The sequence below is a fragment of the bacterium genome (assembly GCA_016716565.1).
Taxonomy (GTDB): Bacteria; Bacteroidota; Ignavibacteria; order Ignavibacteriales; family Ignavibacteriaceae; genus IGN2.
Genome location: JADJWC010000001.1, coordinates 1,502,732 through 1,525,402 on the forward strand (window position 1 = coordinate 1,502,732; position 22,671 = coordinate 1,525,402).

At 36.7% G+C, this 22,671-nt stretch carries 22 protein-coding genes; 21 read left to right on the forward strand and 1 reads right to left on the reverse strand.

The window, feature by feature from the left end:
• Positions 1-99 precede the first annotated feature (99 nt).
• Genes mraZ through ftsZ form a run of 15 tightly spaced genes read left to right on the forward strand, consistent with a single transcriptional unit; the run spans position 100 to position 16,489 of the window.
• A complete protein-coding gene (mraZ, locus tag IPM14_06545) occupies positions 100-537 on the forward strand; it encodes a division/cell wall cluster transcriptional repressor MraZ (protein ID MBK9097780.1) in 438 nt (145 codons plus the stop codon).
• Positions 537-1,460, forward strand: coding sequence for a 16S rRNA (cytosine(1402)-N(4))-methyltransferase RsmH (rsmH, locus tag IPM14_06550; protein ID MBK9097781.1), 924 nt, complete (start codon positions 537-539; stop codon positions 1,458-1,460). Before mraZ ends, rsmH begins: the two co-directional genes overlap by 1 nt.
• Positions 1,457-1,789 (forward strand): hypothetical protein, encoded by a 333-nt coding sequence (locus IPM14_06555; GenBank protein MBK9097782.1) that lies wholly within the window; start codon positions 1,457-1,459, stop codon positions 1,787-1,789. Before rsmH ends, IPM14_06555 begins: the two co-directional genes overlap by 4 nt.
• Positions 1,782-3,785 carry a PASTA domain-containing protein gene (locus IPM14_06560; GenBank protein ID MBK9097783.1) on the forward strand — a complete coding sequence of 668 codons (2,004 nt, stop codon included), beginning with the start codon at positions 1,782-1,784 and terminating at the stop codon, positions 3,783-3,785. The genes IPM14_06555 and IPM14_06560 overlap by 8 nt, the downstream gene beginning before the upstream one ends.
• Positions 3,785-5,254, forward strand: coding sequence for a UDP-N-acetylmuramoyl-L-alanyl-D-glutamate--2,6-diaminopimelate ligase (locus tag IPM14_06565; GenBank protein MBK9097784.1), 1,470 nt, complete (start codon positions 3,785-3,787; stop codon positions 5,252-5,254). The genes IPM14_06560 and IPM14_06565 overlap by 1 nt, the downstream gene beginning before the upstream one ends.
• Positions 5,251-6,642: a UDP-N-acetylmuramoyl-tripeptide--D-alanyl-D-alanine ligase gene (gene murF / locus IPM14_06570; GenBank protein ID MBK9097785.1), complete on the forward strand. Its 1,392-nt coding sequence runs from the start codon at positions 5,251-5,253 to the stop codon at positions 6,640-6,642. The genes IPM14_06565 and murF overlap by 4 nt, the downstream gene beginning before the upstream one ends.
• Positions 6,642-7,751 carry a phospho-N-acetylmuramoyl-pentapeptide-transferase gene (locus tag IPM14_06575; GenBank protein MBK9097786.1) on the forward strand — a complete coding sequence of 370 codons (1,110 nt, stop codon included), beginning with the start codon at positions 6,642-6,644 and terminating at the stop codon, positions 7,749-7,751. Before murF ends, IPM14_06575 begins: the two co-directional genes overlap by 1 nt.
• Positions 7,751-9,097, forward strand: coding sequence for a UDP-N-acetylmuramoyl-L-alanine--D-glutamate ligase (locus IPM14_06580; GenBank protein ID MBK9097787.1), 1,347 nt, complete (start codon positions 7,751-7,753; stop codon positions 9,095-9,097). The genes IPM14_06575 and IPM14_06580 overlap by 1 nt, the downstream gene beginning before the upstream one ends.
• A complete protein-coding gene (locus tag IPM14_06585) occupies positions 9,097-10,236 on the forward strand; it encodes a cell division protein FtsW (GenBank protein MBK9097788.1) in 1,140 nt (379 codons plus the stop codon). The genes IPM14_06580 and IPM14_06585 overlap by 1 nt, the downstream gene beginning before the upstream one ends.
• Positions 10,233-11,336 carry an undecaprenyldiphospho-muramoylpentapeptide beta-N-acetylglucosaminyltransferase gene (murG, locus tag IPM14_06590; GenBank protein ID MBK9097789.1) on the forward strand — a complete coding sequence of 368 codons (1,104 nt, stop codon included), beginning with the start codon at positions 10,233-10,235 and terminating at the stop codon, positions 11,334-11,336. The genes IPM14_06585 and murG overlap by 4 nt, the downstream gene beginning before the upstream one ends.
• Entirely contained in the window at positions 11,333-11,815 is a 483-nt protein-coding gene (locus IPM14_06595; protein ID MBK9097790.1) for a hypothetical protein, read from the forward strand. Before murG ends, IPM14_06595 begins: the two co-directional genes overlap by 4 nt.
• Complete coding sequence (locus tag IPM14_06600; protein MBK9097791.1) at positions 11,808-13,187, forward strand: UDP-N-acetylmuramate--L-alanine ligase; 1,380 nt, start codon at positions 11,808-11,810, stop codon at positions 13,185-13,187. The genes IPM14_06595 and IPM14_06600 overlap by 8 nt, the downstream gene beginning before the upstream one ends.
• Entirely contained in the window at positions 13,184-13,942 is a 759-nt protein-coding gene (locus tag IPM14_06605) for an FtsQ-type POTRA domain-containing protein (protein MBK9097792.1), read from the forward strand. The genes IPM14_06600 and IPM14_06605 overlap by 4 nt, the downstream gene beginning before the upstream one ends.
• Entirely contained in the window at positions 13,939-15,183 is a 1,245-nt protein-coding gene (ftsA, locus tag IPM14_06610) for a cell division protein FtsA (protein ID MBK9097793.1), read from the forward strand. Before IPM14_06605 ends, ftsA begins: the two co-directional genes overlap by 4 nt.
• A gap of 22 nt (positions 15,184-15,205) precedes the next feature.
• A complete protein-coding gene (gene ftsZ, locus IPM14_06615; GenBank protein ID MBK9097794.1) occupies positions 15,206-16,489 on the forward strand; it encodes a cell division protein FtsZ in 1,284 nt (427 codons plus the stop codon).
• A 301-nt stretch (positions 16,490-16,790) separates the two neighbouring features.
• Here the strand turns inward: ftsZ and IPM14_06620 are convergent, their stop codons facing one another.
• Positions 16,791-16,991, reverse strand: coding sequence for a CPXCG motif-containing cysteine-rich protein (locus tag IPM14_06620; GenBank protein MBK9097795.1), 201 nt, complete (start codon positions 16,989-16,991; stop codon positions 16,791-16,793).
• Positions 16,992-17,454: 463 nt separating this feature from the next.
• Between IPM14_06620 and IPM14_06625 the strand changes: the two genes are divergently transcribed.
• From IPM14_06625 to IPM14_06650, 6 genes are all read left to right on the forward strand, one after another.
• Positions 17,455-19,137 (forward strand): hypothetical protein, encoded by a 1,683-nt coding sequence (locus IPM14_06625; protein MBK9097796.1) that lies wholly within the window; start codon positions 17,455-17,457, stop codon positions 19,135-19,137.
• Positions 19,138-19,184: 47 nt separating this feature from the next.
• The gene (sugE, locus tag IPM14_06630; GenBank protein MBK9097797.1) at positions 19,185-19,514 is read left to right on the forward strand and encodes a quaternary ammonium compound efflux SMR transporter SugE; all 330 of its coding nucleotides are present in this window, start codon (positions 19,185-19,187) and stop codon (positions 19,512-19,514) included.
• Between the two features lie 19 nt (positions 19,515-19,533).
• Positions 19,534-20,139: a hypothetical protein gene (locus IPM14_06635; GenBank protein MBK9097798.1), complete on the forward strand. Its 606-nt coding sequence runs from the start codon at positions 19,534-19,536 to the stop codon at positions 20,137-20,139.
• A 60-nt stretch (positions 20,140-20,199) separates the two neighbouring features.
• Positions 20,200-21,657 carry a potassium/proton antiporter gene (locus IPM14_06640; GenBank protein ID MBK9097799.1) on the forward strand — a complete coding sequence of 486 codons (1,458 nt, stop codon included), beginning with the start codon at positions 20,200-20,202 and terminating at the stop codon, positions 21,655-21,657.
• A 60-nt stretch (positions 21,658-21,717) separates the two neighbouring features.
• Positions 21,718-22,368 (forward strand): two pore domain potassium channel family protein, encoded by a 651-nt coding sequence (locus tag IPM14_06645; protein ID MBK9097800.1) that lies wholly within the window; start codon positions 21,718-21,720, stop codon positions 22,366-22,368.
• Positions 22,369-22,511: 143 nt separating this feature from the next.
• Positions 22,512-22,671: hypothetical protein (locus tag IPM14_06650; GenBank protein MBK9097801.1), on the forward strand; the 160-nt coding region annotated here is incomplete at its 3' end.

Genomic DNA, 22,671 nt, shown 5'->3' on the forward strand with positions numbered 1-22,671 from the left:
AGTTTTTTTAAAATACTTCTTGACTTTCAGTAAAATTTTCCATTATTTTCGGGGTGTTGTGGGGAAAAGTGGTGAAGATTCCCAAATAATGGTAATGAATTGTTTAAAGGTCAATTTACATATTCTATAGATTCAAAGAGCAGAATTAGCATTCCGGCAAAGATACGCAAACACATTTCGCCTGATGCAAATGATACAATCGTGATGACCAAAGGGTTATCTAGTTGTATTGATTTGTACCCCCTCGATGAGTGGCAGAAAATTGAAGATAAACTTTTGAAGCTTAACCAGTTCCAGCCTGACGATCTCAGATTTATCAGAATGTTCGTTCAATATGCACATGAAGATGTAATGGATTCGCAATCACGAATACTTATCCCGCAGATGTTAATTGACTATGCAAAAATTGAAAAAGAAGTTTTGATAATCGGCGCTCTTAGAAAAATTGAAGTTTGGAATCCGAAAGTGTACGATGAATACTTGAAGCAGTCACCAATGAGCTATGAAGAGATTGCTGCTAAAGTAATGACTGATTGATGGACCTAGTTCATAATCCAGTTTTACTTAAGGAAAGTATTGATTACTTAGTTACTAACAAAACTGGAAATTACTTTGACGGAACTTTGGGATTTGGCGGACACACTAAGGAAATATTTGCCCGTCTTAGTAAAAAGGGTATAGTTGTATCTACTGATGTTGATCTGAATGCATTCAATTATTGCAAAGAAAATTTTAAGCATGAGGCCAGGATTAAGCTTTATAACTTTAATTTTTCATTTGTTGATGTCATTGCGAAGATAGAATCGCTGGAGTTCTTTGACGGAATTATTGCTGACCTTGGAGTTTCTTCTTTTCAACTGGATAACGCCGCGGCAGGTTTTTCTTACAGTGTTGATTCAGCACTGGATCTCCGATTAGATAAAAGCTTAAAGAAAACTGCTGCGGATTTTATTAACGGGGAACCTGAAGAAAAAATAGCTGAAGTTATATATGTATACGGAGAAGAAAAAAATTCCAGAAAGATTGCGCGCCAAATTTCTCTGGCTCGTAAAAATAGGAAGATCGACTCTACTGATGAATTAAAAAAAATAATTTCATCGGTGACTAATCCAAAGTATTTGACTAAAACATTGTCACGGATTTTTCAGGCTTTGCGAATTTATGTTAATGATGAACTTGGTGTATTGAAGCAGTTTCTTAATAATTCTTTACCTGTATTAAGAAAGGGAGGAAGATTGGTGGTAATCAGTTACCATTCACTTGAGGATAGGATAGTAAAGGATTTTTTTAAATACGAAAATCTGAACTGCGTTTGTCCTCCTGATTCACCCATTTGTACTTGTGGTAAAGTTAAACGGTTAGATATTCTTACAAAAAAACCGATTGTCCCCTCGGAATCGGAAATACTAATTAATAAACGAGCACGTAGCGCAAAATTAAGAGTTGCTGAAAAAATATGAAGCAAAGTTCGAAACCCTTAATCGTGGTAATTACTTCAATATTGATTATAGTTACCATTATCATTCTCATCGCGCAGGGGATACGCTTAAAATATGAAGAATTGCAACGAGAGCTTGCACAGTTGGAAAATATGATCAAAACAGAAAAAAATTTTATGGTTGGATTGAAAGCAAACTATCAAATGCTTACTGCAGAAGATTTGGTTAAAAATTACGCTCTCCTCGAACTAGGTCTGATTGATAACTCAGTAAATGAGGAAAATAAAATTACTTTGTTGAAGTCGGATATAATTGAACTTTCAGAAAATGCGGGAATACTGAATGAATAATTCTCGTGTCTTACTGGTATTGATTTTTACTGCGCTTTTATTTGGTGCACTCGTTTACAGATTAATTAATCTTCAAATAATTAAGAGCGATGAGCTTAGTTATTTCGCAAAGAGACAGCAAACAAATACTCAATCGATAAAAGCAGAACGAGGTTTTATCTTTGATAGAAACGATGTTTTGCTGGTGTACAACAGAAATGACTATTCTTTCTACGTTGATCTTCGAATGCTTCCTCAAGCAGAGAAAAGTAAGCTTGCTACAATTTTTTCAAAAGTAATTGGAAAAAGTAAACGACATTATTTAAATCTTATGAGAGAAAAAGGCAAGACAATCTGCCTTGAAAAGAAAGTTCCATTCGAAAAATCAGTCGAGCTATTTGAATATAAAAACCGTGCATTTTTCTTCGTCGAAGAACCCGTAAGTGTTTTTCATTATGGTTCTCTTGCTTCACACGTACTTGGTTATGTGAACAATGATTATCATGGAGTAAACGGAGTATCTAAAAGTTTTGATAATGTATTGAAAGGCAAGGACGGTTTCAGGATTGTTGAAAGAAACGCTATGGGTGATATTATTTCAATCTCTGAAACCGAGACCCAGCCATCGATCCCCGGTGATGATATCTATCTCACAATTGACAAAAGGTATCAGGCGATTGTCGAAGAAGAATTACGTGATGGATTAAAGACTAACAATGCCGAATCAGCGACTTGCATCATTATGGATCCAAATAACGGTGAGATACTTGCGTTAGCAAATTTAAGTGATTATGATCCGAATAAGTTTTGGAGTTTTAACGATTTTGACAGAAAGAACCGTGCGATAACAGATTCATATGAACCGGGTTCAACATTTAAAGCAATTACTATTGCGGCTTTGCTTGAAGAAAAAGCATGTAATGAAGCTGAAAGAATTAATGTAGAGAATGGAGTCTACAAGTTTCGAAACAATTACATCAGGGATACGCATAAGTTTGAATCGTTAACTGTGAGAGAAATTGTAGAAGAATCAAGCAACATTGGCGTTGCAAAATTAGTTCAAAGAATTAGCGAGGATGATTACTACCAATATGTTCGGGGCTTCGGATTTGGAACATTTACTTCAGTTTCACTTCCAGGTGAGGTTACCGGTAAACTTGTCGAATTGGATAAATGGTCGAAGCTTACAAAAACTTATATGTCTTTCGGATATAATATTTCTGTTACACCTCTTCAATTAACAAATGCTTTCTGTGCTTTAGTAAATGGAGGAATATTGTATCGTCCTCAAATTGTTAAAAGGCAAGTTGATAAAAATGGAAACATTATTAAAGAATATTCTCCTTTTGCAGTCAGAAGGGTAATCTCCGAAAAAACATCTGAAAGAATGCGGAATATTTTATTGGGTGCTGTTGAAAATGGCACGGGTTCTCAGGCAAAAATAGAATCATTATCTGTTGGTGGAAAAACCGGAACATCAAAGATTATTGTTGATGGAAAATACTCCGGCAGTGAATATTACTCTTCTTTCGTTGGATTCTATCCTGCAGATGAGCCAACTCTTGTTTGTTACGTATTGATCAACAAACCAAAAGGTCAGTATTACGGCGGCGCAGTCTCCGCTCCTGTATTCAAAAAAATTGTATCTAGAATTTACAACTTAGAAAAAGGAATGTATGAACATCCCATTCCTCAGCAGGATGTTAAGATTACCGAATACAAAAGTGATTCATTTAATGCAAAGATTGAACAGCAGGATTCTAAATATCAATCAGAGGTTAATCAGAGTCAGAATATTTTCATTTCTAATACTGGAAAAAATTTAATGCCAGATCTGCGCGGCAAAACAATAAAAGAAGCTTTATTGATTTTAAATGACTTTGGAATTAAATGGTCGGTGTCAGGTTCCGGTGTTGTTACTGAGCAAAGTATACTACCTGGAAATACAATTAACAAAAAGAAGACTTGCATATTGAAATGTTCACCAATCAGTCCGACTGGAGCCAGGATATATTGATGCTGTTAAGTGAATTATTAAATAAAATAACTTCAGTTCAGGTCGTTGGAACTCCTCCTTACAGAGAAGTATCTGGAGTTGAATACGACTCTAGGAAAGTCGTCGATGGTTCTGTTTTTGTTGCAATCAAAGGATTTAAAACTGATGGTCATTTGTTTCTTCAGGACGCACTTAACAATAAAGCTGTTGCAGTTGTTGTTGAGAATTACGATGCAATCCCGGATTCACTTGTAAGTCATTTCAAAGCAGTTAAAATAATCGTCAAAGACAGCAGACAGGCTTTGGCTGAAATATCAAAAGCGATTTTCAATAATCCATCGAAGAAATTAAGACTGATTGGAATAACGGGCACAAACGGTAAAACTACAACTTCATATTTTTTGAAAAATATTTATGAAACATCGGGATATAAAGTTGGATTAATAGGAACAATAGCCAATTACATAGGAAAAGATAAAATTGATTCAAAACTTACAACACCTGAATCGAATGATCTTAACCGAATGTTGAATCAAATGCACACTTCAGGATGTGATTTTGCGGTGATGGAAGTTTCTTCGCACTCACTTGTTTTAAAGCGCGTTCACGGTTTGAATTTTGCTTTTGCAGTTTTCACAAATATCACTGCCGAACATCTCGATTTTCATGGCGACTTTCAAAATTATCTCAATGCAAAAAAGATTTTATTCGATTCACTCCCGGTTTCATCAACTGCATTATATAACGCTGATGATCTTCACAGTGTCGATGTCATAAAAGATTGTCCGGCTCTTAAATATTCTTTCGGGACTAATTCAGATACACAATTCAGACTTACAAATATAAATTGTGATTTATCGGGCACTTCTTTCACAATCGATTATGAAAATAAAGAATACCATCTAAAAACTTCATTGGTTGGAGATTTTAATGCATACAATGCAGCCGGTGCTTTTGCAGTTGCCAAGTTATCAGGAATAAAAGACGAAATAATTGCTGAAGGAATTTCGACTACACCGCAAGTACCGGGAAGATTTGAAGTATTAAATAATGGTACAAGAAAAATTGTTATTGATTATTCTCATACACCGGATAGTCTCGAAAAAACTTTAATGGTTATTAGAAAAATCACAGATAAGAAAAATCCGGTGTTAACAGTTTTTGGCTGCGGCGGAAATCGCGATAAACTTAAACGCCCTCTGATGGGAAAGATTGCAACTGAGTTGAGTGACAATGTTATTGTGACTTCTGATAATCCAAGAAATGAAAATCCATCGGCAATTATTGAAGAAATTAAAGCCGGAATAACTACTGATAATTACCATGTTGTTGAAGACAGAGAAAAAGCTATTGAAGAAGCTATCCGGAAAAGTCAGAAAAATTCTGTAATACTTATTGCTGGAAAAGGCCACGAGGATTATCAGGAAGTTGGCGGTGTTAGACATCATTTTTCTGACAGGGAAGTTGCAAAAAAATATCTTGGAATTTGAAAAAAGTTCATCTGAATATTGAAGATTTATTTAACGTACCCGATTCGGTAATCTATGAACCTGATAAATTGAATAGTATAGACTATGTATCAATTGACTCAAGGAAGATCAGATCGAATACTTTGTTTATTGCTCTGAAAGGAAATCGCTTCGATAGACATAATTTCGTAAAGGATGCTGTAAAGAATGGAGCTGCTGCGGTAATGATAGATAAAAAAAAAATTAATCAATTTGATGAAATTAAAGTTCCGATAGTGACAGTGACAGATACAACAATTGCTTTGGGCGAGATTGCCAAAACCTGGAGAAAGAAATTAGCTGCAAAAATTATCGGAATAACAGGCAGTGCAGGAAAAACAACAGTGAAAGAAATGATAGCTGAAATACTTTCTGAAAAATATCGCGTGAATAAAACTGTTGCGAACAATAATAATCATATTGGTGTTCCTCTGACAATTTTAGATACAAATGAAACTCATCAGGTTTTAGTTGCTGAACTCGGAACAAACCATTTTGGTGAAATCCCGTATACAGCAAAAATATTAGCACCGGATTACAGCTTGATCACAAACATTGGCGATTCACATCTGGAATTTTTAAAAACACGTAATGGTGTCTGGAAAGAGAAATCATTTTTATTTGAAGAGACAATAAAAAATGGTGGAAAAGTTTTTCTCAATTACGATGATCCGATAATTAAAGCAAAGCATTCAGGAAAAGGTAATCGAGTAAGTTTTGGTTTTTCTGGAAGAGTCAATGTTAAAGCCAAATTGAAAAATTTTACAGACGATGGTAAACCAGTTATTGAAGTAAGTTATAAGAAAAAACGCTTTGATATTATTTTACCAATATATGGTGAACAAAGCGCAAAGAATTTTCTTGCAGCCTGCTCGGTTGCACTCGAGATGGGATTATCTGTTGAACAAATAAAACAAGCAGCAAATCGATTAAAAGCTTCCGCCGGAAGACTTGATGTTCAGCGGTACAATAAATTCATCTTGATAGATGATACATATAATGCAAATCCTGATTCAACAAAAGCAGCCATTGAATTAGTCGGGATAATAAAATCATTTAAAAGAAAAATTTTATTTGTTGGAGATATGCTTGAGCTTGGCAGCAGAACGATAAGACTTCATGAAGGATTAATAGATGTAATCATAAAATCTGGAATCGATGAGGTATACACAATCGGACCGATGATGAAGTATCTCCATAAAAAAATAAAGTCAATTGATATAATATCCAGACATTTTACACAAAGAAGTCATTTAGAAAATTTTATTAATGATTTGAATATTGATGATTCTGTTATCCTCGTTAAAGGTTCACGCGGAATGAAGATGGAAGAATTTGTTTCAGCTATTAAAAGAAAAATTATGAACTGATGCTTTACTATTTATTTGATTACATAAATAAACTTTATTCGCCCCCTGGATTTGACATATTCCGGTTCCTGACATTCAGGTCAGCGTTAGCAGCGATAACCGGTTTGTTTATGGCATTCTATCTCGGACCGAAAATAATCCGTGGTCTGCAAAAGTATCAGATAGGTGAAGCAAAGAAGGAAGACGCTCCTCAAACACATTGGTCAAAAGCTGGAACTCCAACCATGGGAGGGTTAATAATAATTCTTTCTGCTGTCGTTCCTGTTTTATTGTGGGGTGATTTAACAAGCATCTATATAATATTAATTCTTGGCGGTACAGTTTGGCTCAGTCTTGTTGGCTTTCTTGATGATTATCTGAAAGTCGTGAAGAAATTACCAAAAGGTTTGATCGGCAGATATAAAATTATTGGTCAAATAATAATTGGACTCATTGTTGGTACTGTAATTTATTTCTCACCGGAGTTTGCGAATTATAATTCATTGACGACTGTACCATTTCTAAAAAATGTAAATCTTGATCTTTCGATTTTTTATATACCAGTGGTGATATTCATTATCACAGCAACATCCAATGCAGTGAATTTAACTGATGGACTGGATGGACTTGCAATCGGAATAATTGCAATTGTAATGATTGCTCTTGCATTGCTGAGCTATGTAAGTGGTAACGTAATTTTTGCAGATTACCTGAACATAATTTATTTACCCGGCTCGGGTGAATTGACTGTTTTTGTAGCTGCACTTGTTGGTGCATCACTTGGATTTCTCTGGTACAATGCATATCCGGCTCAGGTTTTTATGGGAGATACCGGCTCGCTTGCACTTGGTGGTGCGTTCGGGATTCTCGCTGTTCTTATTAAGAAGGAATTATTTATCCCGATTCTTGGCGGTGTTTTTTTTATGGAAACACTTTCTGTGATAATTCAGAAAATTTATTTCAAATACACAAAGAAAAAATTCGGACAGGGCAGAAGAGTTTTTAAAATGGCTCCGATTCATCATCACTTTGAAATACTTGGATGGGCTGAACCGAAAATCGTTGTTCGCTTTTACATAATTGCAATAATTCTTGCGATTGTAACACTTGTTTCATTCAAAATAAGATAATGGAAGTTAAAGGTAAAAAAATATCGATCATCGGAGCAGCAAGAAGCGGAGTCGGCGCTGCAAAACTTGTAAAGCGTCTAGGAGGAATTCCATTTGTTAGTGATTTGGGTTCTAAGGAAAAAATATATGATGCAGTGAATCAACTCGAAGTTGAAAAAATCGATTTTGAGTTCGGGGGACACTCGGACAGAGTATATGAGTCGACGCTTATGATTGTCAGTCCGGGTGTTCCCAACGATTCACAAGTTTTAACAACGGCTCGTTCAAAAGGAATTAAGTTAATCAGTGAAGTTGAGTTCGCATACCATTATTGCAAAGGAAAAGTCATCGCGATTACAGGCACTAATGGTAAAACAACCACTACTAGTTTATGCGGACACGTATTTAATACCTGTGGTTACAAAACTCACGTTGCTGGAAATATAGGTCTGGCATTCAGTGAAATAGCTCTTGATGTAAAAGAAGGTGAATTCGTTTCTCTTGAAGTGTCAAGCTTTCAGCTTGACCTCATTGAGAAATTCAAGCCGGCTGTGGCAATGATATTAAACATTACACCTGATCACCTTAACAGGTACGAGAATAGTGTTGAAAAATATGCGCAGTCAAAGCAAAGGATTTATACGAACCAGGACGAAAAAGATTATTTGATTCTTAATAAAGACAGCCATACGGTAATGAATTATCTGTCAGATCATAAAAGTAAATCGATTTATTTCTCTTTAACTGAAGAGCAAACAAATGGATGCTTCTATAAAGATGATAAAGTAATTTTCAAATTGAATGGGAAAGAAGAATTTATTTGCTCAAGGAATGACATTAAAATCAGAGGTGAACACAACCTTGCAAATGCAATGTCGGTTATATGTGCAGCAAAGGTTTTTAATCTTGATAATGCGGGAATTATTAAAGGTCTCCAAACATTTGAGAGCGTTGAACATCGTTTAGAGCTTGTGAGACAGATTGATGGTATCAAATACATTAATGATTCAAAAGCTACTAATGTTGATTCTGTATGGTATGCGTTAAAAAGTTTTGATGAACCAATTCTTCTCATACTTGGCGGACAGGATAAAGGGAACGATTATAACCAGATAAAAGAGCTGGTACTTCAGAAAGTAAAAAAGATTTATGCAATAGGTTCTTCAGCAGAAAAAGTTTTCAACTTCTTCCATCAGGATGTAAAAGTTGAAATTGAAAAATCACTTGAGGATGCAGTCAAAAGTTCAAGCAGGGAAGCACGGAGTGGTGATGTAGTTCTTTTGTCACCTGCCTGTGCAAGCTTTGATATGTTTAATAATTACGAACATCGTGGAAAAGTTTTTAAAGAAGCAGTAAACAAATTATAATGAAAAAATTAGGACTGACAATTTTCTTTGATGCATTTGCACTAATGCTATTGGGCTTAACCATAGTAATGAGTGCGAGCAGCACTTACAGCGTGTTTAAGTTTGATAGCGTTTTCTATCTGTTTAACTCACATCTTTTTAAAGTATTGTTAGGAATTGCTGCAGTAATACTTTTTGCCTTAATACCTTATGAGTATTACAGAAGACTCAGTAAGCCTCTCATCATTGCAACTGTCTTTCTGCTTGTATTTACTCTGCTCTTTGCACCTAGCATCAAAGGTGCTGGCAGATGGTTGAACCTCGGTGTAATTTCAATCCAGCCTGCTGATATTGCCAAACTGGTTCTTGTAATTCACCTTGCTTTGTTGCTGGAAGCAAAAGCCAATGTAATGGATAATTACAGGCATGGGTTTTTGTATTTATTTATCTGGATAATTGGCATTTCGGGCTTGATCATGCTTCAGCCGAATATAAGCAGCGGCATTATGCTTATTCTGATTTCTCTTACAATTATTTATGCCGGAGGGGCAAAGCTTAAGCATATTCTTGTTTCACTTCTAATCAGCGGAACTGTTATTGGAATTGCTGCAATGATTTTTCCTCATTCAAGATCTAGGATTTTTTCTTTTGTCAGCTCAATTACAAGCGGAAGTGATTTAAATTTTCAGGTGAAGCAGGCTCTTTACAGTCTTGGCAGCGGTGGAATTTTTGGTGTTGGAATTGGAAATAGTATGCAGAGCAATTTGTTTCTTCCTGAAGCATATGGTGATTTTATTTTTGCAATTCTTGGTGAAGAACTTGGACTTATAGGTTCAATTGCTGTGCTGGTCTCATATCTGGTGCTTCTGGTTTGTGGAATTTTAGTTGCGAAGAAAACAAAAGATCAGTTTGGGCAACTGCTGGCATTTGGAATAACTATTTCAATTGTGTTTTATGCTTTTGTGAATGTTGCGGTTACAACAGGAGTTCTGCCGACAACAGGACTTCCACTTCCGTTTATTAGTTACGGTGGAACATCTTTGATATTTCTGTGCATTAGTGTCGGAATTTTAATCAACATTGCATTCACGAATCATATGCGGCAGAATGGTGTTATTCACGTACCAGATCAAAATCCTGTTCAGGGAAGCAACAGATGAGCAGTGTTGAAACCAAATACAGATTTTTATTTGCGGGTGGTGGTACAGGCGGACATCTTTTCCCGGCAGTCGCTGTCGCTGAACAAATCAGAGAGATGAAACCGGAAGCTGATATTCTTTTTATCGGTACAAAAGATAAAATTGAAGGAAGAGTAGTTCCGAAGCTTGGATTTAAATTCAAATCAATCTGGATAAAGGGATTTTCCAGAAGAATTAATATTGAAAATTTATTGTTCCCTTTAAAACTTTTTGTTTCGATGGTGCAATCGTTGTTAATAAATATGTCATTCAAACCAAAAGTTGCGATTGGATCAGGTGGATATGTAGCTGGTCCTGCAATCTGGGCTGCGAATGTAATGGGCGCGAAAATAATTCTTCTTGAACAAAACAGTTATCCCGGAGTTACGACACGACTGCTGGAAAAATATGCAACTGAAGTCCATCTGAGTTTTCAGGAATCAAAAAAATATTTAAGAAAAGAAAAGGTACATCATATTACAGGAAATCCTGTAAGAAAAAATCTTGGAAGAATGGATAGAACTATTGCACTTAAAAGTTTTGGACTATCAAGTGAAAAAAAAACTTTGCTCGTTCTTGGCGGAAGTTTAGGAGCTAGAACAATAAATGAAGCGATGTTGGAAAGTATAAACGCTTTTAAAGAAAATGGAATTCAGGTGATCTGGCAGACAGGGAAAAATTATTTTGAACAGTTCAAAAAAATGAACAGTGATTCCACAAAAGTTTATGATTTCATTGAAGATATGAATGCTGCTTACTCAGTTTGTGATTTATTGCTTGCTAGGGCTGGGGCAACTACTATTGCAGAACTGCTGAATCTTGGAATTCCTGCAATACTTGTTCCCTCGCCGAATGTTGCAGAGAATCATCAATATTATAATGCAAAAGCTTTGTCAGATAATAACGCAGCAATTTTGATTGAAGATAAAAACCTGAAATCTGAAATAGGTAAAAAAGTTCTTGAGTTAGTGAAATCCGAAAGTACTCTTACTGAGATAAAAACAAACGCTCTGAAGATGGCAAAATCGAATGCTGCGAAAGTGATAGCACAGAACGCAATAAATTTTGCGGAGGCTGTATGAATAACAGTGAACAAAAGAGAAGAATATTCAAATACAATTTATCGTTTTATTATAAATCGACGATCATCTATTTCCTGGTCTTTATTCTTTATGGCGTAATAAGAGGTGAATTTATTCGTGATTCATATACACTTATTACGAGAGATCCGATTTTATATTTCCTGGCGATCATACTTATAATATCTGTTGCAGCATTGGTTTATAATCTTATCAGGAATATGTACATAGAAATATCTGATGAAGAAATTGTTTTTGCAGATCGTTTCAAATCAAAATCGTACAAGATTGAACAGGTGAAGAAAGTAAAATTTTCAAGGCAGGTAAGAACCAGTAACTCACCTGCCTTCAGAACTGCAAGAATAAAAGTTAATGGAAGAGTACGACCTGTAATCATCAGATTCTCGGATTTTGAAAATCAGGATGAATTGTTACTGCGAATTGAAGAGTTAAAATCTAAAGTAGAAAAAAGCAGTGTTTAAGAGTATAAAGAAAATACATTTTGTGGGAATCGGCGGTATCGGGATGAGTGGTATCGCGGAGATACTTATCAACCAGGGATTTGAAGTATCCGGTTCCGATCTGCATCTGACTGAAGTTACGAAGCGACTGGAAGAACTCGGCGCTAAAGTTTACGAAGGGCATTCAGCTGATAATATAAAAGATGTTGATGTTCTTGTTTATTCATCCGCAGTTATTCCCGATAATCCCGAAGTAAGAGCAGCAGCTGACAGAAATATTCCCATTATTAAACGTGCAGAAATGCTTGCTGAAACAATGCGTATGCAATATGGAATTGGTATTGCCGGAACACACGGAAAAACCACAACTACTTCGATGGTTGGATTAACTTTGACTGAAGGTGGAATCGATCCTACGATCATTGTTGGCGGAAAATTAAGCGGGCTTGGCGGAACAAATGCTCGGCTCGGCAATGGTGAGTTCATCGTCGTTGAAGCAGATGAGTTCGACAGAACTTTTTTGAAACTTACACCCACTATTGCAGCAATCACAACTCTCGAGAGAGAGCATCTTGATACATACAAAGATCTCGATGATATAAAAACAGCATTCATCGAGTTTGCAAACAAAGTTCCGTTTTATGGATTCGTTGTGATATGTCTCGATGAACCTGCACTGCAGGATATTATCCCATCTATAAATAAAACAGTGTTTACTTATGGAATAACTGCACAAGCAGATGTTCGTGCGATCGATATTGAGTTTGAAGGATTCAGCAGTAAATACACAGTAATCTATAAAGGAAAAGAGCTCGGTCAAATCAAACTGAATATTCCGGGTGAGCATTATGTTAAAAACTCTTTGGTCGCAGTTACAATTGGGATGGAACTCTTAATTGATTTTAGCATAATCAAGAAAGCTCTTGAAAAATTCACTGGTGTTTACAGAAGATTTGAAACGAAATATAAAAACGATATTCTGGTACTGGATGATTACGCACATCATCCGACTGAAACCTCTGCAACGCTTGCAGGAATTAGAGCAGCTTGGGACAGAAGGCTGGTTGTAGTTTTTCAACCGCATCTCTTCTCAAGAACAAAAGATTTCTACCAGGATTTCGGAAGAGCATTCCTGAATTCGGATGTATTTATATGCACAGATATTTATCCCGCAAGAGAAAAGCCTATTGAAGGTGTTAACGGTGAGATGATTGCTAATATCACGAAGAAGTACGGACATAAAAATGTTATTTACGTTCCGGATAAAAATGATATTCCCAAAAAATTAATGGAAGTAAAAAAGAAAGAAGATATTATTGTTACAATGGGAGCTGGAGACATCTGGAAGTATGGAGAAAAATTTGTCCAACTACTTAAGGAGGAAAAGCATTGAGCGAACGTAGAAGTAAATTTTTTGGACTGGTTATATTTTTAGTTTTGATAATCGGATTTTCCTATTTGATGATTACCGGTTCACAGGCGAGTCATAATGAAGTTTATAATCGGATTGAAGTAAGTGAAAATAAACTTCTTACTGCGCAAGAATATTTAAAGTATGCTGGCTTGAATGATTCCACAGAATATGAAAGCCTAACATTATTAGAAGTAAAACAAAAAATTGAAAAACATCCCTACCTGAGAAAAGCGGAAGTTGAATTCGATGGTATAAACACAATCCTGGTCGAGGTTCAAGAAAAAGAGATCAAAGCCGTTCTGCTTCAAAAGAATGATTTAAAACTGTTGACCGGTGATTTAAAAATTCTTCCGCTTTTCCCCCCCGCTGAAATCGGAGCGTTTCCGGTTATTTCTAACATGGATATGAAGAAGAGAAAAGGTTTAAATGAGCATGATATAAATTTTGCTTTCAGAATAATTGATGCAATTAACGTGTGTGATACTAGTATGAGAAAGAATCTTGCTGAAATTAATATGAGAAAAGGCGGAGATGCTATTCTTACTTTTGCCGATCAAAAATTTCCTGTTCTCTTTGGTAAAAGTGATGAAGTAAAAAAAGTATTGGTTTTGAAAAATCTCTGGAATCAATTAGGTGGTGTTGAAAACAGTTATGAAAAAATAGATTATGTTGATCTTCGTTATAAAAACAAAGTATTCATTGGTAAAAGCAAAATAGAACTGGCAGTTAGATGAAAAAAGAAATTATAGCTGGAATTGATTTAGGTACAACAAAAGTTTGTGCAGTGATTGCCGAAAGGGAAGAAGGCAAGCAATCTTTCAACATACTCGGATTCGGAATTGCCCCATCTGAAGGGTTGCACAAGGGACTTGTCGCAAACATTGGTAAAACTTCTGAAGCTATTAAAGAAGCTATGTCTATTGCTACGAATCGTGCCGGACTTAACATAACGTCAGTGAATGTTGGAGTTGCAGGCGAACATATCACAAGCATCAGGCACAGGAATTATGTAACCATCAGCAGTGAAGAAAAAGAGATTACGAAGAAAGACCTTGAAAGATTAGAAGCAGATGTAAGAACAATAAGAATTCCATCAGACAGACAAATTCTTCATATTATTCCAGAGGAATTTTCTGTTGATCATCAACCCGGGATTGAAAATCCCATTGGAATGTCAGGTTCACGTTTGGAAGCCAGTAATCACGTGGTTTTGGCGTCAATACCAGCAATACAGAACATAAAAAAATCTGTCGAGCGCGCAGGACTTAAAGTGAAAGATTATATTCTTCAACCGATAGCATCAAGCACATCAGTTCTTGAAGAAAGTGAAAAAGATCTTGGTGTTGTTCTTCTGGATATCGGTGGAGGGACAACTGATATAGCTATCTATCATAAAAAATCAATCAAGCATACGAAAGTAATTGGAATAGCAGGAAACCAGGTAACAAATGACATCAGAGAGTCTTTAGGTGTAGTCACAGAGGAAGCAGAGAAATTAAAAAAAGAATATGGCTATGCAATCGAAACGGCAATTATAAAGGACGAAGATATTTTAATTAAAGGTGTTGGTGCGAGAGGAAATACAAAAATTCCAATCAGCCTACTCACTCAAATAATCAGTTTGAGAATGAGGGAATTGTTTACGCTGATTGATAACGAAATACGAAGTGCTGGATACAAAAACAAAGTAAAAGCCGGAATAGTTTTAACAGGAGGAGGGTCACTGCTGCGTGGTTGCCCCGAATTAGCTGAAGAAGTTTTTGGTTTGCCGGCAAGAATTGGTGTGCCACAGGAGCTTGGTGAAGGATTGTCAAATGAAATTGAAAGTCCGGAGTTTGCCACAGTTGCCGGATTAATAAAAGGAATACCTGGCGGCAAGTCGAGTGAATACCAGATTATCAAAAGAAAAAAAGAAGCTAAGAACTCAATTAAACTATTTGTAAAAAGAGTTCAGGAATTTTTTGATGAATTATAAAAAATCTAATACAGGAGGGTCCATGATAAAGTTCGCCACTCTCGATAGAGAAAAACCAATGTCAGCCGTTCTAAAAGTAATTGGCGTAGGCGGCGGAGGCTGTAACGCTCTGGGAAGCATGATTGCCAGAGGTTTGAACGGTGTCGAGTATGTTGCTGTTAATACCGACGCACAGGTTTTGGAAAGCAGCAAGTCACATCACAAAATCCAGGTTGGAACAAACATAACGCGCGGTCTCGGCGCTGGAGCTGATCCGAACATCGGCAGGAAAGCAGTTGAAGAAGACCGCGATAAAATTGCTTCCGTACTTGCAGGCAGTGATATGGTTTTCATTACTGCAGGAATGGGTGGTGGAACCGGCACCGGTGGTGCACCAATTATAGCTTCAGTTGCACAAAGCATTGGAGCTCTTGTAGTTGGCATCGTTACAAAGCCGTTTCGCTGGGAAGGTAAAACTAGAATGATAAATGCTGAGGAAGGAATAAAAGAATTGAGAAAGCATGTAGATAGCTTAATCGTAATTCCAAACGAGCGAATTCTCAGCATACTTGACGGCAACATAAATGCGTTTGCGGCATTCGACAAACCAAACGAAGTGCTGTATGAAGCAACAAGAGGAATCGCTGATATAATTACTGTCGAAGGATTGATAAATGTTGATTTTGCCGATGTTCGCGCCGTGATGAACCAGAGCGGAGAAGCTCTAATGGGTTGCGGAATAGCAAGCGGTGAAAACCGTGCAATCGAAGCCGCTCAGAAAGCAATTTCAAGTCCGCTTCTTGAAGGGGTGAACATACGAGGAGCCAAGAGTGTTCTACTAAATATTTCCGGTTCAAGCAACCTCACTCTTCAGGAAATTAACGAAGGTAACAATGTTATCTTCGAAGCTGCAGGTGAAGAAGCAAATGTAATCTTCGGATGTGTAAGAAAAGAAGAAATGAATGATTACGTTTCTTATACTGTCATTGCAACCGGATTCGACAGCGCAAGAAAAACTTTTGCGCAAAGTAACTTTAAATCACAGGCAAAGAAATCCGGCGAACAGTTAAGTTTCAGGGGTGGATTTAATTTTATGGATACCTCGAACATTGATAAAGAAGATCTGGATGTTCCCACAATTCTCAGGGTAAAGAGCAATCCGGTTCAACCTGAAGAACCGGAGAACGAAGAACCTGAAAATTCTTTCTCGGAAAAAGCCTCAAGATACAGTTGGGCTAAGGAAAAGATGGAACAGAAAGATTCCGGTAAGAAATCAAATGATGACGATGATGAAAGCTCATCATTTTTAAGAATGATTATGGACTAGCCTTGAATAGTAATTAAGAATTACATATTTTAGGAGTGAGGAGGTTGCGTATAGTCAACTATTTATAATTATCAACCTCGGAGGGTTATATGATGCTCCTGTTAATCCTGCTGGTCTTTTCGGTTGTGCTAAATGTTGTCTTCATTTTCGGAATAGTCAGAAGACAAGATGAAGAAAATGTCACATTTATTAAGTTGAGTGAGAAGTTAAGAGTCGACTGAATAACTTTCTGGATTAAGGGAAGTTGTTCGGTTCAATCAGGTTGAAAATTGGAATCGAAAGATTTCCAATTCTGAGATAGCTACTCATCTGTTATTCGCGACTCAACGAATAAATATTCTTCGTCTTCCTTATCATGCTTTATTAGAATTCTGTTTGGTCTGCAGCATACTTCACAGTCCTCAATAAAATCCTGATCACCTTTGATGGTCAGGTCGATCCATAATTCGTTTTCCTCTCCACAGTACTGACAAATCCAGTTTATTACGTCATCTGTCTGCATAGTTTCACCTCAGTAATTGTTATCACCTATCGAAACTAAAATAATTTTTAATTCAAACGCAACACTCGAAGTTCATTTACAATAATTGCAAAGCAATAATTGTCTGGTGTAAAATAAAAATGGCTGCTCAGGTATTTGCTGAACAGCCACTCGTCGTTGTATGATCACAATTCTATTCTTAAAAGAAGTTGTGCTTTTCTATACACCCAATTCTCAGACCATAAACAATTTATTTGATTTTCTAGCATAATTAAATCATTCATTTAAATTTGTTGTTTCAAAATAAAATTTGATGGATCAAAAGAATTCTCACACTGCGAATTCCGTAAACCATTTTATCCAAGCACAGATTTTTTTCAAGATTTTGAAATCTGGAATCCGAAATCCACAATCCGCAATCAAAATCCCTCTTGCATTTAAATTTTAAAAGACTATATTTTAGTGTGCAAATGTTCACTATAATATGTTTGAAAACAGCTCAAAAACGGAAGATTCATTAATTTACCAGGTTCCACCTGAATGGCGTGGACAGGCAAAGATACACACCCTCTATCCGCCGATACCAAAACACACCGGCAATATTGATTTCGACATCTTCGATTTTGATATGCTCTTTAACGATCCTGCAACAAAAAAATTAATTCGTTCGGGGAAAACTATCGGCTGCTTTTATATTGAATCGCCGGGAATGCGTTCGCTTCTTCGCAGACTCGATGTTGAAACTTTTGAGATGCTTACTGCTGCAAGTTCTGTTATTCGTCCCGGTGTTGCAGAAAGCGGAATGATGCAGGAGTTTATCGCTCGCCACAAAGATCCTTCACGGAGAAAATATCTTGTGCCCGAAATGGAAATTTATCTTGGCGAAACTTACGGAGTGATGATTTACCAGGAAGATGTGATTAAAGTTGCTCACCACATTGCCGGATTAAGTTTGGAGGATGCTGATCTTCTTCGCAGAGCAATGAGCGGAAAGATGCGTTCACACCATGCAATGCAGCGCATAGTTGATAAGTTTTTTGTGTCCTGCGAAGAAAAAGGACTAACCGATTACCAGAGCAAAGAGCTCTGGCGGCAGATTGAATCGTTTGCAGGTTATTCTTTCTGTAAAGCGCACAGTGCATCGTTTGCATTGCTTTCTTACCAGGTTGCATTTCTCAAAGCTCACTATCCTGCGGAATTCATGGCAAGCGTGCTGAACAACGGAGGCGGATTTTATTCACCGGCAGTTTACATCGAAGAATCAAAACGTTTGGGCTTGAAGATTGAACTTCCTTCGGTTAATGAAAGTGAAAAAGAATATGTTGGAAAGGGAAGAAACATCCGTGTTGGTTTAAAAGCAATCAAAAATCTTTCTTACAGTGCGATCGAAAAAATTATCGAGGAAAGAAAACGAAACGGAAAATACGTTTCGTTGGCAGATTTTCTTGTCCGTACAAAACTTGCTTATGAAGAAACTGCCTTGCTGATTAAATGTGGTGCAATGGGCTGCTTCAAACAAACACGACCGACGTTGCTTCGCCTGTTGGATATTTACATTCATCGCAGAAAAATAATTGAAGAAAGCTACAACGATCTTTTCCTGCAGGAAACTTTTGCTTTGGAGGAAGAAGTCAAAACTGATTTGAACTACACACTTGCCGGTATCTGCAAAGAAGAATACGAAGCTTTCGGCTATATGGTTACTCGTCATCCGCTTTATTTCTTTAAAGAATGGATTGAACAGAAGGGAATTATATCTGCAAAAGATATGCTGAGGAACGAAGGGCGAAGAGTAAAGATGATCGGCTGGTATATGACTTCAAAAAGAATAAAAACGAAGAGCGGTGAGATTATGAAATTTCTTTCACTCGAAGATCTAACGGGAACTTTTGAAGCAATCATCTTTCCGAAAGTTTATTACCGCGTTGCTGAACTTACTTTGTCAATGGGACCATACATGGTTACCGGCAGAGTTGACATGAACGATCACACAAATCTTGTTGTTGATGATCTGAAAGTGCTTTCTTCAACTGCTCTGCAATCAAGTCTGATGAAAGATAGTGTCGAGCATAATTATTATGGCGATGAGGAAAAAATAACTGAAGAAGATTTCGCTCTCGCAAAAGCCTTAGACCACAAGAAACTTAAAGTAGCTTACGCTGGTTAAGAAACAATATTATTATATTAACTTCCAACAAAATTTTTTTGAGGGAAATGGCCTGGATAAATCTTTTTATTGCCGGATTATTTGAAATCGGCTGGGCTGTCGGTCTGAAATACACTGAGGGCTTTACGAAACTCTGGCCGAGCGTTATCACCATCATTGGTATGATATTGAGCTTTTATTTTCTGTCCAATGCTGTGAAAACAATTCCAATCGGAACAGCTTACGCAATCTGGACAGGAATTGGTGCAGTGGGAACTGCTATTCTTGGGATGATTCTTTTTAATGAATCAAAAGAGTTTGTTAGAATATTTTTCATATTTCTGATTGTTGTGGGAATAGTAGGACTAAAGATATTTTCAAAAGTACAAACACAATAAAGTAAGGACAATTTTTTCTATGCAACTAATTCTAAAAATGATTCTTGGTCTGCAAATCATACTGATCATAAGCTGCAGTTCATCAACTCAGCTTACAGATGTTTATATTGACGAAACATTTTCTGGAAAGGAGTTTAAAAAGATTTTAGTCTTTGGGCTCGCGAAAGATGAATGGAAAAGGAAAGTTTATGAAAACGAATTCCGTTCTCAGCTTCTCAAATATAATGTTGAAGTTTTGATGGCGTGGCAGGAACTACCCAAAGGTGAACAAATGAACAGAGATACTTTTGAAAAATATTTCAGGGATAAGAATGTTGATGCTTTGCTGGTCGCAATCGAAGGCGGAGAAAGTTCTGATAAAACTCTTTACACCGGCGGTTCAGGTCATGTCTATGTCGGCTTTTACGGCTTCTATGCTTCAACTGCACCACTTTACTTCAACTCCGATTACTTAGCCGAAGAAAAAATTGTTTATATGAGAGCAAATTTTTACGAGACGACTGATGGAAAAATAATCTGGAGTGCAAAGTCGCAATCCTATGAACCAAAAAATACCGGCGATGTTGTTAAAACAGTCAGCAGTAAAGTTATCAGTGATCTTTATAAAGAGGGATTCATTAAGTAATGATTACCAAACTATGAATTTTGAAATATATCATAACGTAGCAAATTAATAATTGGCAAGATGGCATTAGACTATATATTAATAAGTGCTGCACTTCTGATTATTCTTAGTATTGTTTTTGCAAAGGTTTTTGATAACCTGGGCCTGCCAACACTTATCCTGTTTCTTGCACTTGGAATGCTCGCCGGCTCAGAAGGAATCGGGGGAATTTATTTTGACGATGCCAACCTAGCACGATCCATCGGAATCATCGCTCTGATTTTTATTTTGTTTTCCGGAGGATTGGACACCAGCATTCAGGATGTCAAACCAGTCAGGTTTCAGGCAATAAGCCTGGCTACAATTGGAGTGTTTGCATCGGCAATATTGGTTGGTATAGCAGCATCGTTTCTGCTCGAAATAGATTTAAAATATGGATTACTGCTCGGTGCAATAATTTCATCCACTGATGCTGCCGCAGTTTTCAATGTGCTGAGGTCGAAGAATGTAAGTCTTAAGAAAAATCTTAAACCTGTACTCGAACTCGAGTCAGGAAGCAACGATCCGATGGCAATTTTTCTGACCATCGGGATTATTGAATTAATACTTGAACCAACAACTGGCTTCTGGAGTTTGTTGTGGCTGTTCGTAATGCAATTTGGCATTGGGATTATTCTTGGTCTGGTAATGGGCTGGGCTATAGTTTTCCTGATAAATAAAATCAAATTTTCTTATGAAGGAATTTACCCGGTATTATTTTTAGCTCTGGCAGGACTAATATATGCGGCAACAAATTTAATTGGCGGAAGCGGATTCCTTGCAGTTTATCTTGCCGGAATAATAATCGGTAATAAAGAGTTTGTTCACAAAAAAAGTTTAAAACGTTTTTTTGACGGAATGGCGTGGCTCTCTCAAATAGGAATGTTCCTTACACTCGGACTGCTGATATTTCCTTCAGAATTGTTGTCTGTTACAGGCATCGGATTGATACTATCTGCAGTGTTGATGTTTGTGGCCAGACCGGTTGCGGTTTTTATTAGTTTACTTTTTTCAAAGGTGAATGTAAAAGAAAAGTTATTTATTTCCTGGGTTGGATTGAGAGGTGCAGTTCCCGTAATTCTGGCTACTTTTCCTCTGCTTGCAGGAGTTGCTTACGCCGATTTAATTTTCAGTATCGTATTCTTCATTGTTTTGACTTCAGCTTTACTGCAGGGATGGAGTTTAACTTATGTTGCAAAGGTATTAAAGGTTGATACTCCATTAATTAAAAAAGTTAGATCGCCCATTGAGTTTGAATCAAAACCCGGTGATGAAAACGACCTTTATGATTTTATTATTAGTGACAATTCGCCATTGGTTGGAAAATCAATAGTTGAACTAGGTCTGCCTGCAGAAAGTTTAATTGTGATGATTAACCGAAATGAACAGTATGTCGTTCCAACCGGCGGGACAATAATTGAGCAGGGTGATATACTGCTGGTTCTTTCAAACAAAAAAACAATCGAAGAAGTAAAGAAAAAAATAGACGTCCGCAGTTGATTTAAGAAAGAAATAACTTATTTTCTTTAGCACAAACAACTACTTATGTAAAGCGTAAAAATGAAAACTCTAAAAATCATTTCAGAAAATTCTCACATCACTCTTAGTGTTAGTATGGTACTTATGATAATTATGCTACCATACTATTCAAATGCACCTTTTAAAGGTTACTTTAATTTTTTATTTCTCACACTCATTCTTCTCTCGGCAATTATCACCTTGAAGAAAAGCAGAATCGAATTACGAAAACTTAGCAGAGCCGGTTATCTTGTTATTACAGTAAACTTAATTGTGGCGATTACAGGGAACACAGACATTGAACTTATAAATAGAATTTTGTTTATTCTGTTTTTTATCCTTGTTGCGGTTAATTTGCTGATCGAAATCGTAAGGAGCAAAGAAGTTGATAACAGGGTAATATTCAATGCAGTTGCTGTTTATGTTTTATTTGGTTTTTGCGGAGCTGTTCTTGCGGGAGTAATTGCTTATTTTGAACCGGACGCATTTGCTCTTTCCGGTAACTTTGAAACCTCGTTTCATGAGTTTCTATACTTCAGTTATATAACAATTACTACGACAGGCTACGGAGATATCCTTCCTCTGACACCGAACGCAAAGACACTAGCAATTTTTCTGGCATTATTTGGAAACCTTTATCTAACTGTCATTATCGGAATACTAATCGGGAAGTACCTTTCAAAAAAAGATTAAGCCTTAAATTAGAAAGGCAAGATCGTACAACTACAGCAATTATATTCAGCTAATTCATTTCGCAGCACATTATTCCTGATAAATTCTTATTTTTAATTACCTTTTGATCTGTGATTGTCATTATTTAGCTAACTTGATCCAAAATGAAGAAACTAATCATAATACTGCTAATATCAACCTGCGTCGGAAGCGTTAGCACTCTTGCAAATTTTGACAGAGCATATGAAACGAAAAATATTCTGATACTCTTCTCTCTTGTACCAACAACACCAGCTTATAGAACCATTCTCGATGGAATAAGAC

Coding starts and splice junctions, on each gene's coding strand:
- rsmH (MBK9097781.1), top strand. CDS start 537: ATGGACCTAGTTCATAATCCAGTTTTACTTAAGGAAAGTATTGATTAC.
- IPM14_06555 (MBK9097782.1), top strand. CDS start 1,457: ATGAAGCAAAGTTCGAAACCCTTAATCGTGGTAATTACTTCAATATTG.
- IPM14_06560 (MBK9097783.1), top strand. CDS start 1,782: ATGAATAATTCTCGTGTCTTACTGGTATTGATTTTTACTGCGCTTTTA.
- IPM14_06565 (MBK9097784.1), top strand. CDS start 3,785: ATGCTGTTAAGTGAATTATTAAATAAAATAACTTCAGTTCAGGTCGTT.
- IPM14_06575 (MBK9097786.1), top strand. CDS start 6,642: ATGCTTTACTATTTATTTGATTACATAAATAAACTTTATTCGCCCCCT.
- IPM14_06580 (MBK9097787.1), top strand. CDS start 7,751: ATGGAAGTTAAAGGTAAAAAAATATCGATCATCGGAGCAGCAAGAAGC.
- IPM14_06585 (MBK9097788.1), top strand. CDS start 9,097: ATGAAAAAATTAGGACTGACAATTTTCTTTGATGCATTTGCACTAATG.
- murG (MBK9097789.1), top strand. CDS start 10,233: ATGAGCAGTGTTGAAACCAAATACAGATTTTTATTTGCGGGTGGTGGT.
- IPM14_06595 (MBK9097790.1), top strand. CDS start 11,333: ATGAATAACAGTGAACAAAAGAGAAGAATATTCAAATACAATTTATCG.
- ftsA (MBK9097793.1), top strand. CDS start 13,939: ATGAAAAAAGAAATTATAGCTGGAATTGATTTAGGTACAACAAAAGTT.
- ftsZ (MBK9097794.1), top strand. CDS start 15,206: ATGATAAAGTTCGCCACTCTCGATAGAGAAAAACCAATGTCAGCCGTT.
- IPM14_06620 (MBK9097795.1), bottom strand. CDS start 16,991: ATGCAGACAGATGACGTAATAAACTGGATTTGTCAGTACTGTGGAGAG.
- IPM14_06625 (MBK9097796.1), top strand. CDS start 17,455: ATGTTTGAAAACAGCTCAAAAACGGAAGATTCATTAATTTACCAGGTT.
- sugE (MBK9097797.1), top strand. CDS start 19,185: ATGGCCTGGATAAATCTTTTTATTGCCGGATTATTTGAAATCGGCTGG.
- IPM14_06635 (MBK9097798.1), top strand. CDS start 19,534: ATGCAACTAATTCTAAAAATGATTCTTGGTCTGCAAATCATACTGATC.
- IPM14_06640 (MBK9097799.1), top strand. CDS start 20,200: ATGGCATTAGACTATATATTAATAAGTGCTGCACTTCTGATTATTCTT.
- IPM14_06645 (MBK9097800.1), top strand. CDS start 21,718: ATGAAAACTCTAAAAATCATTTCAGAAAATTCTCACATCACTCTTAGT.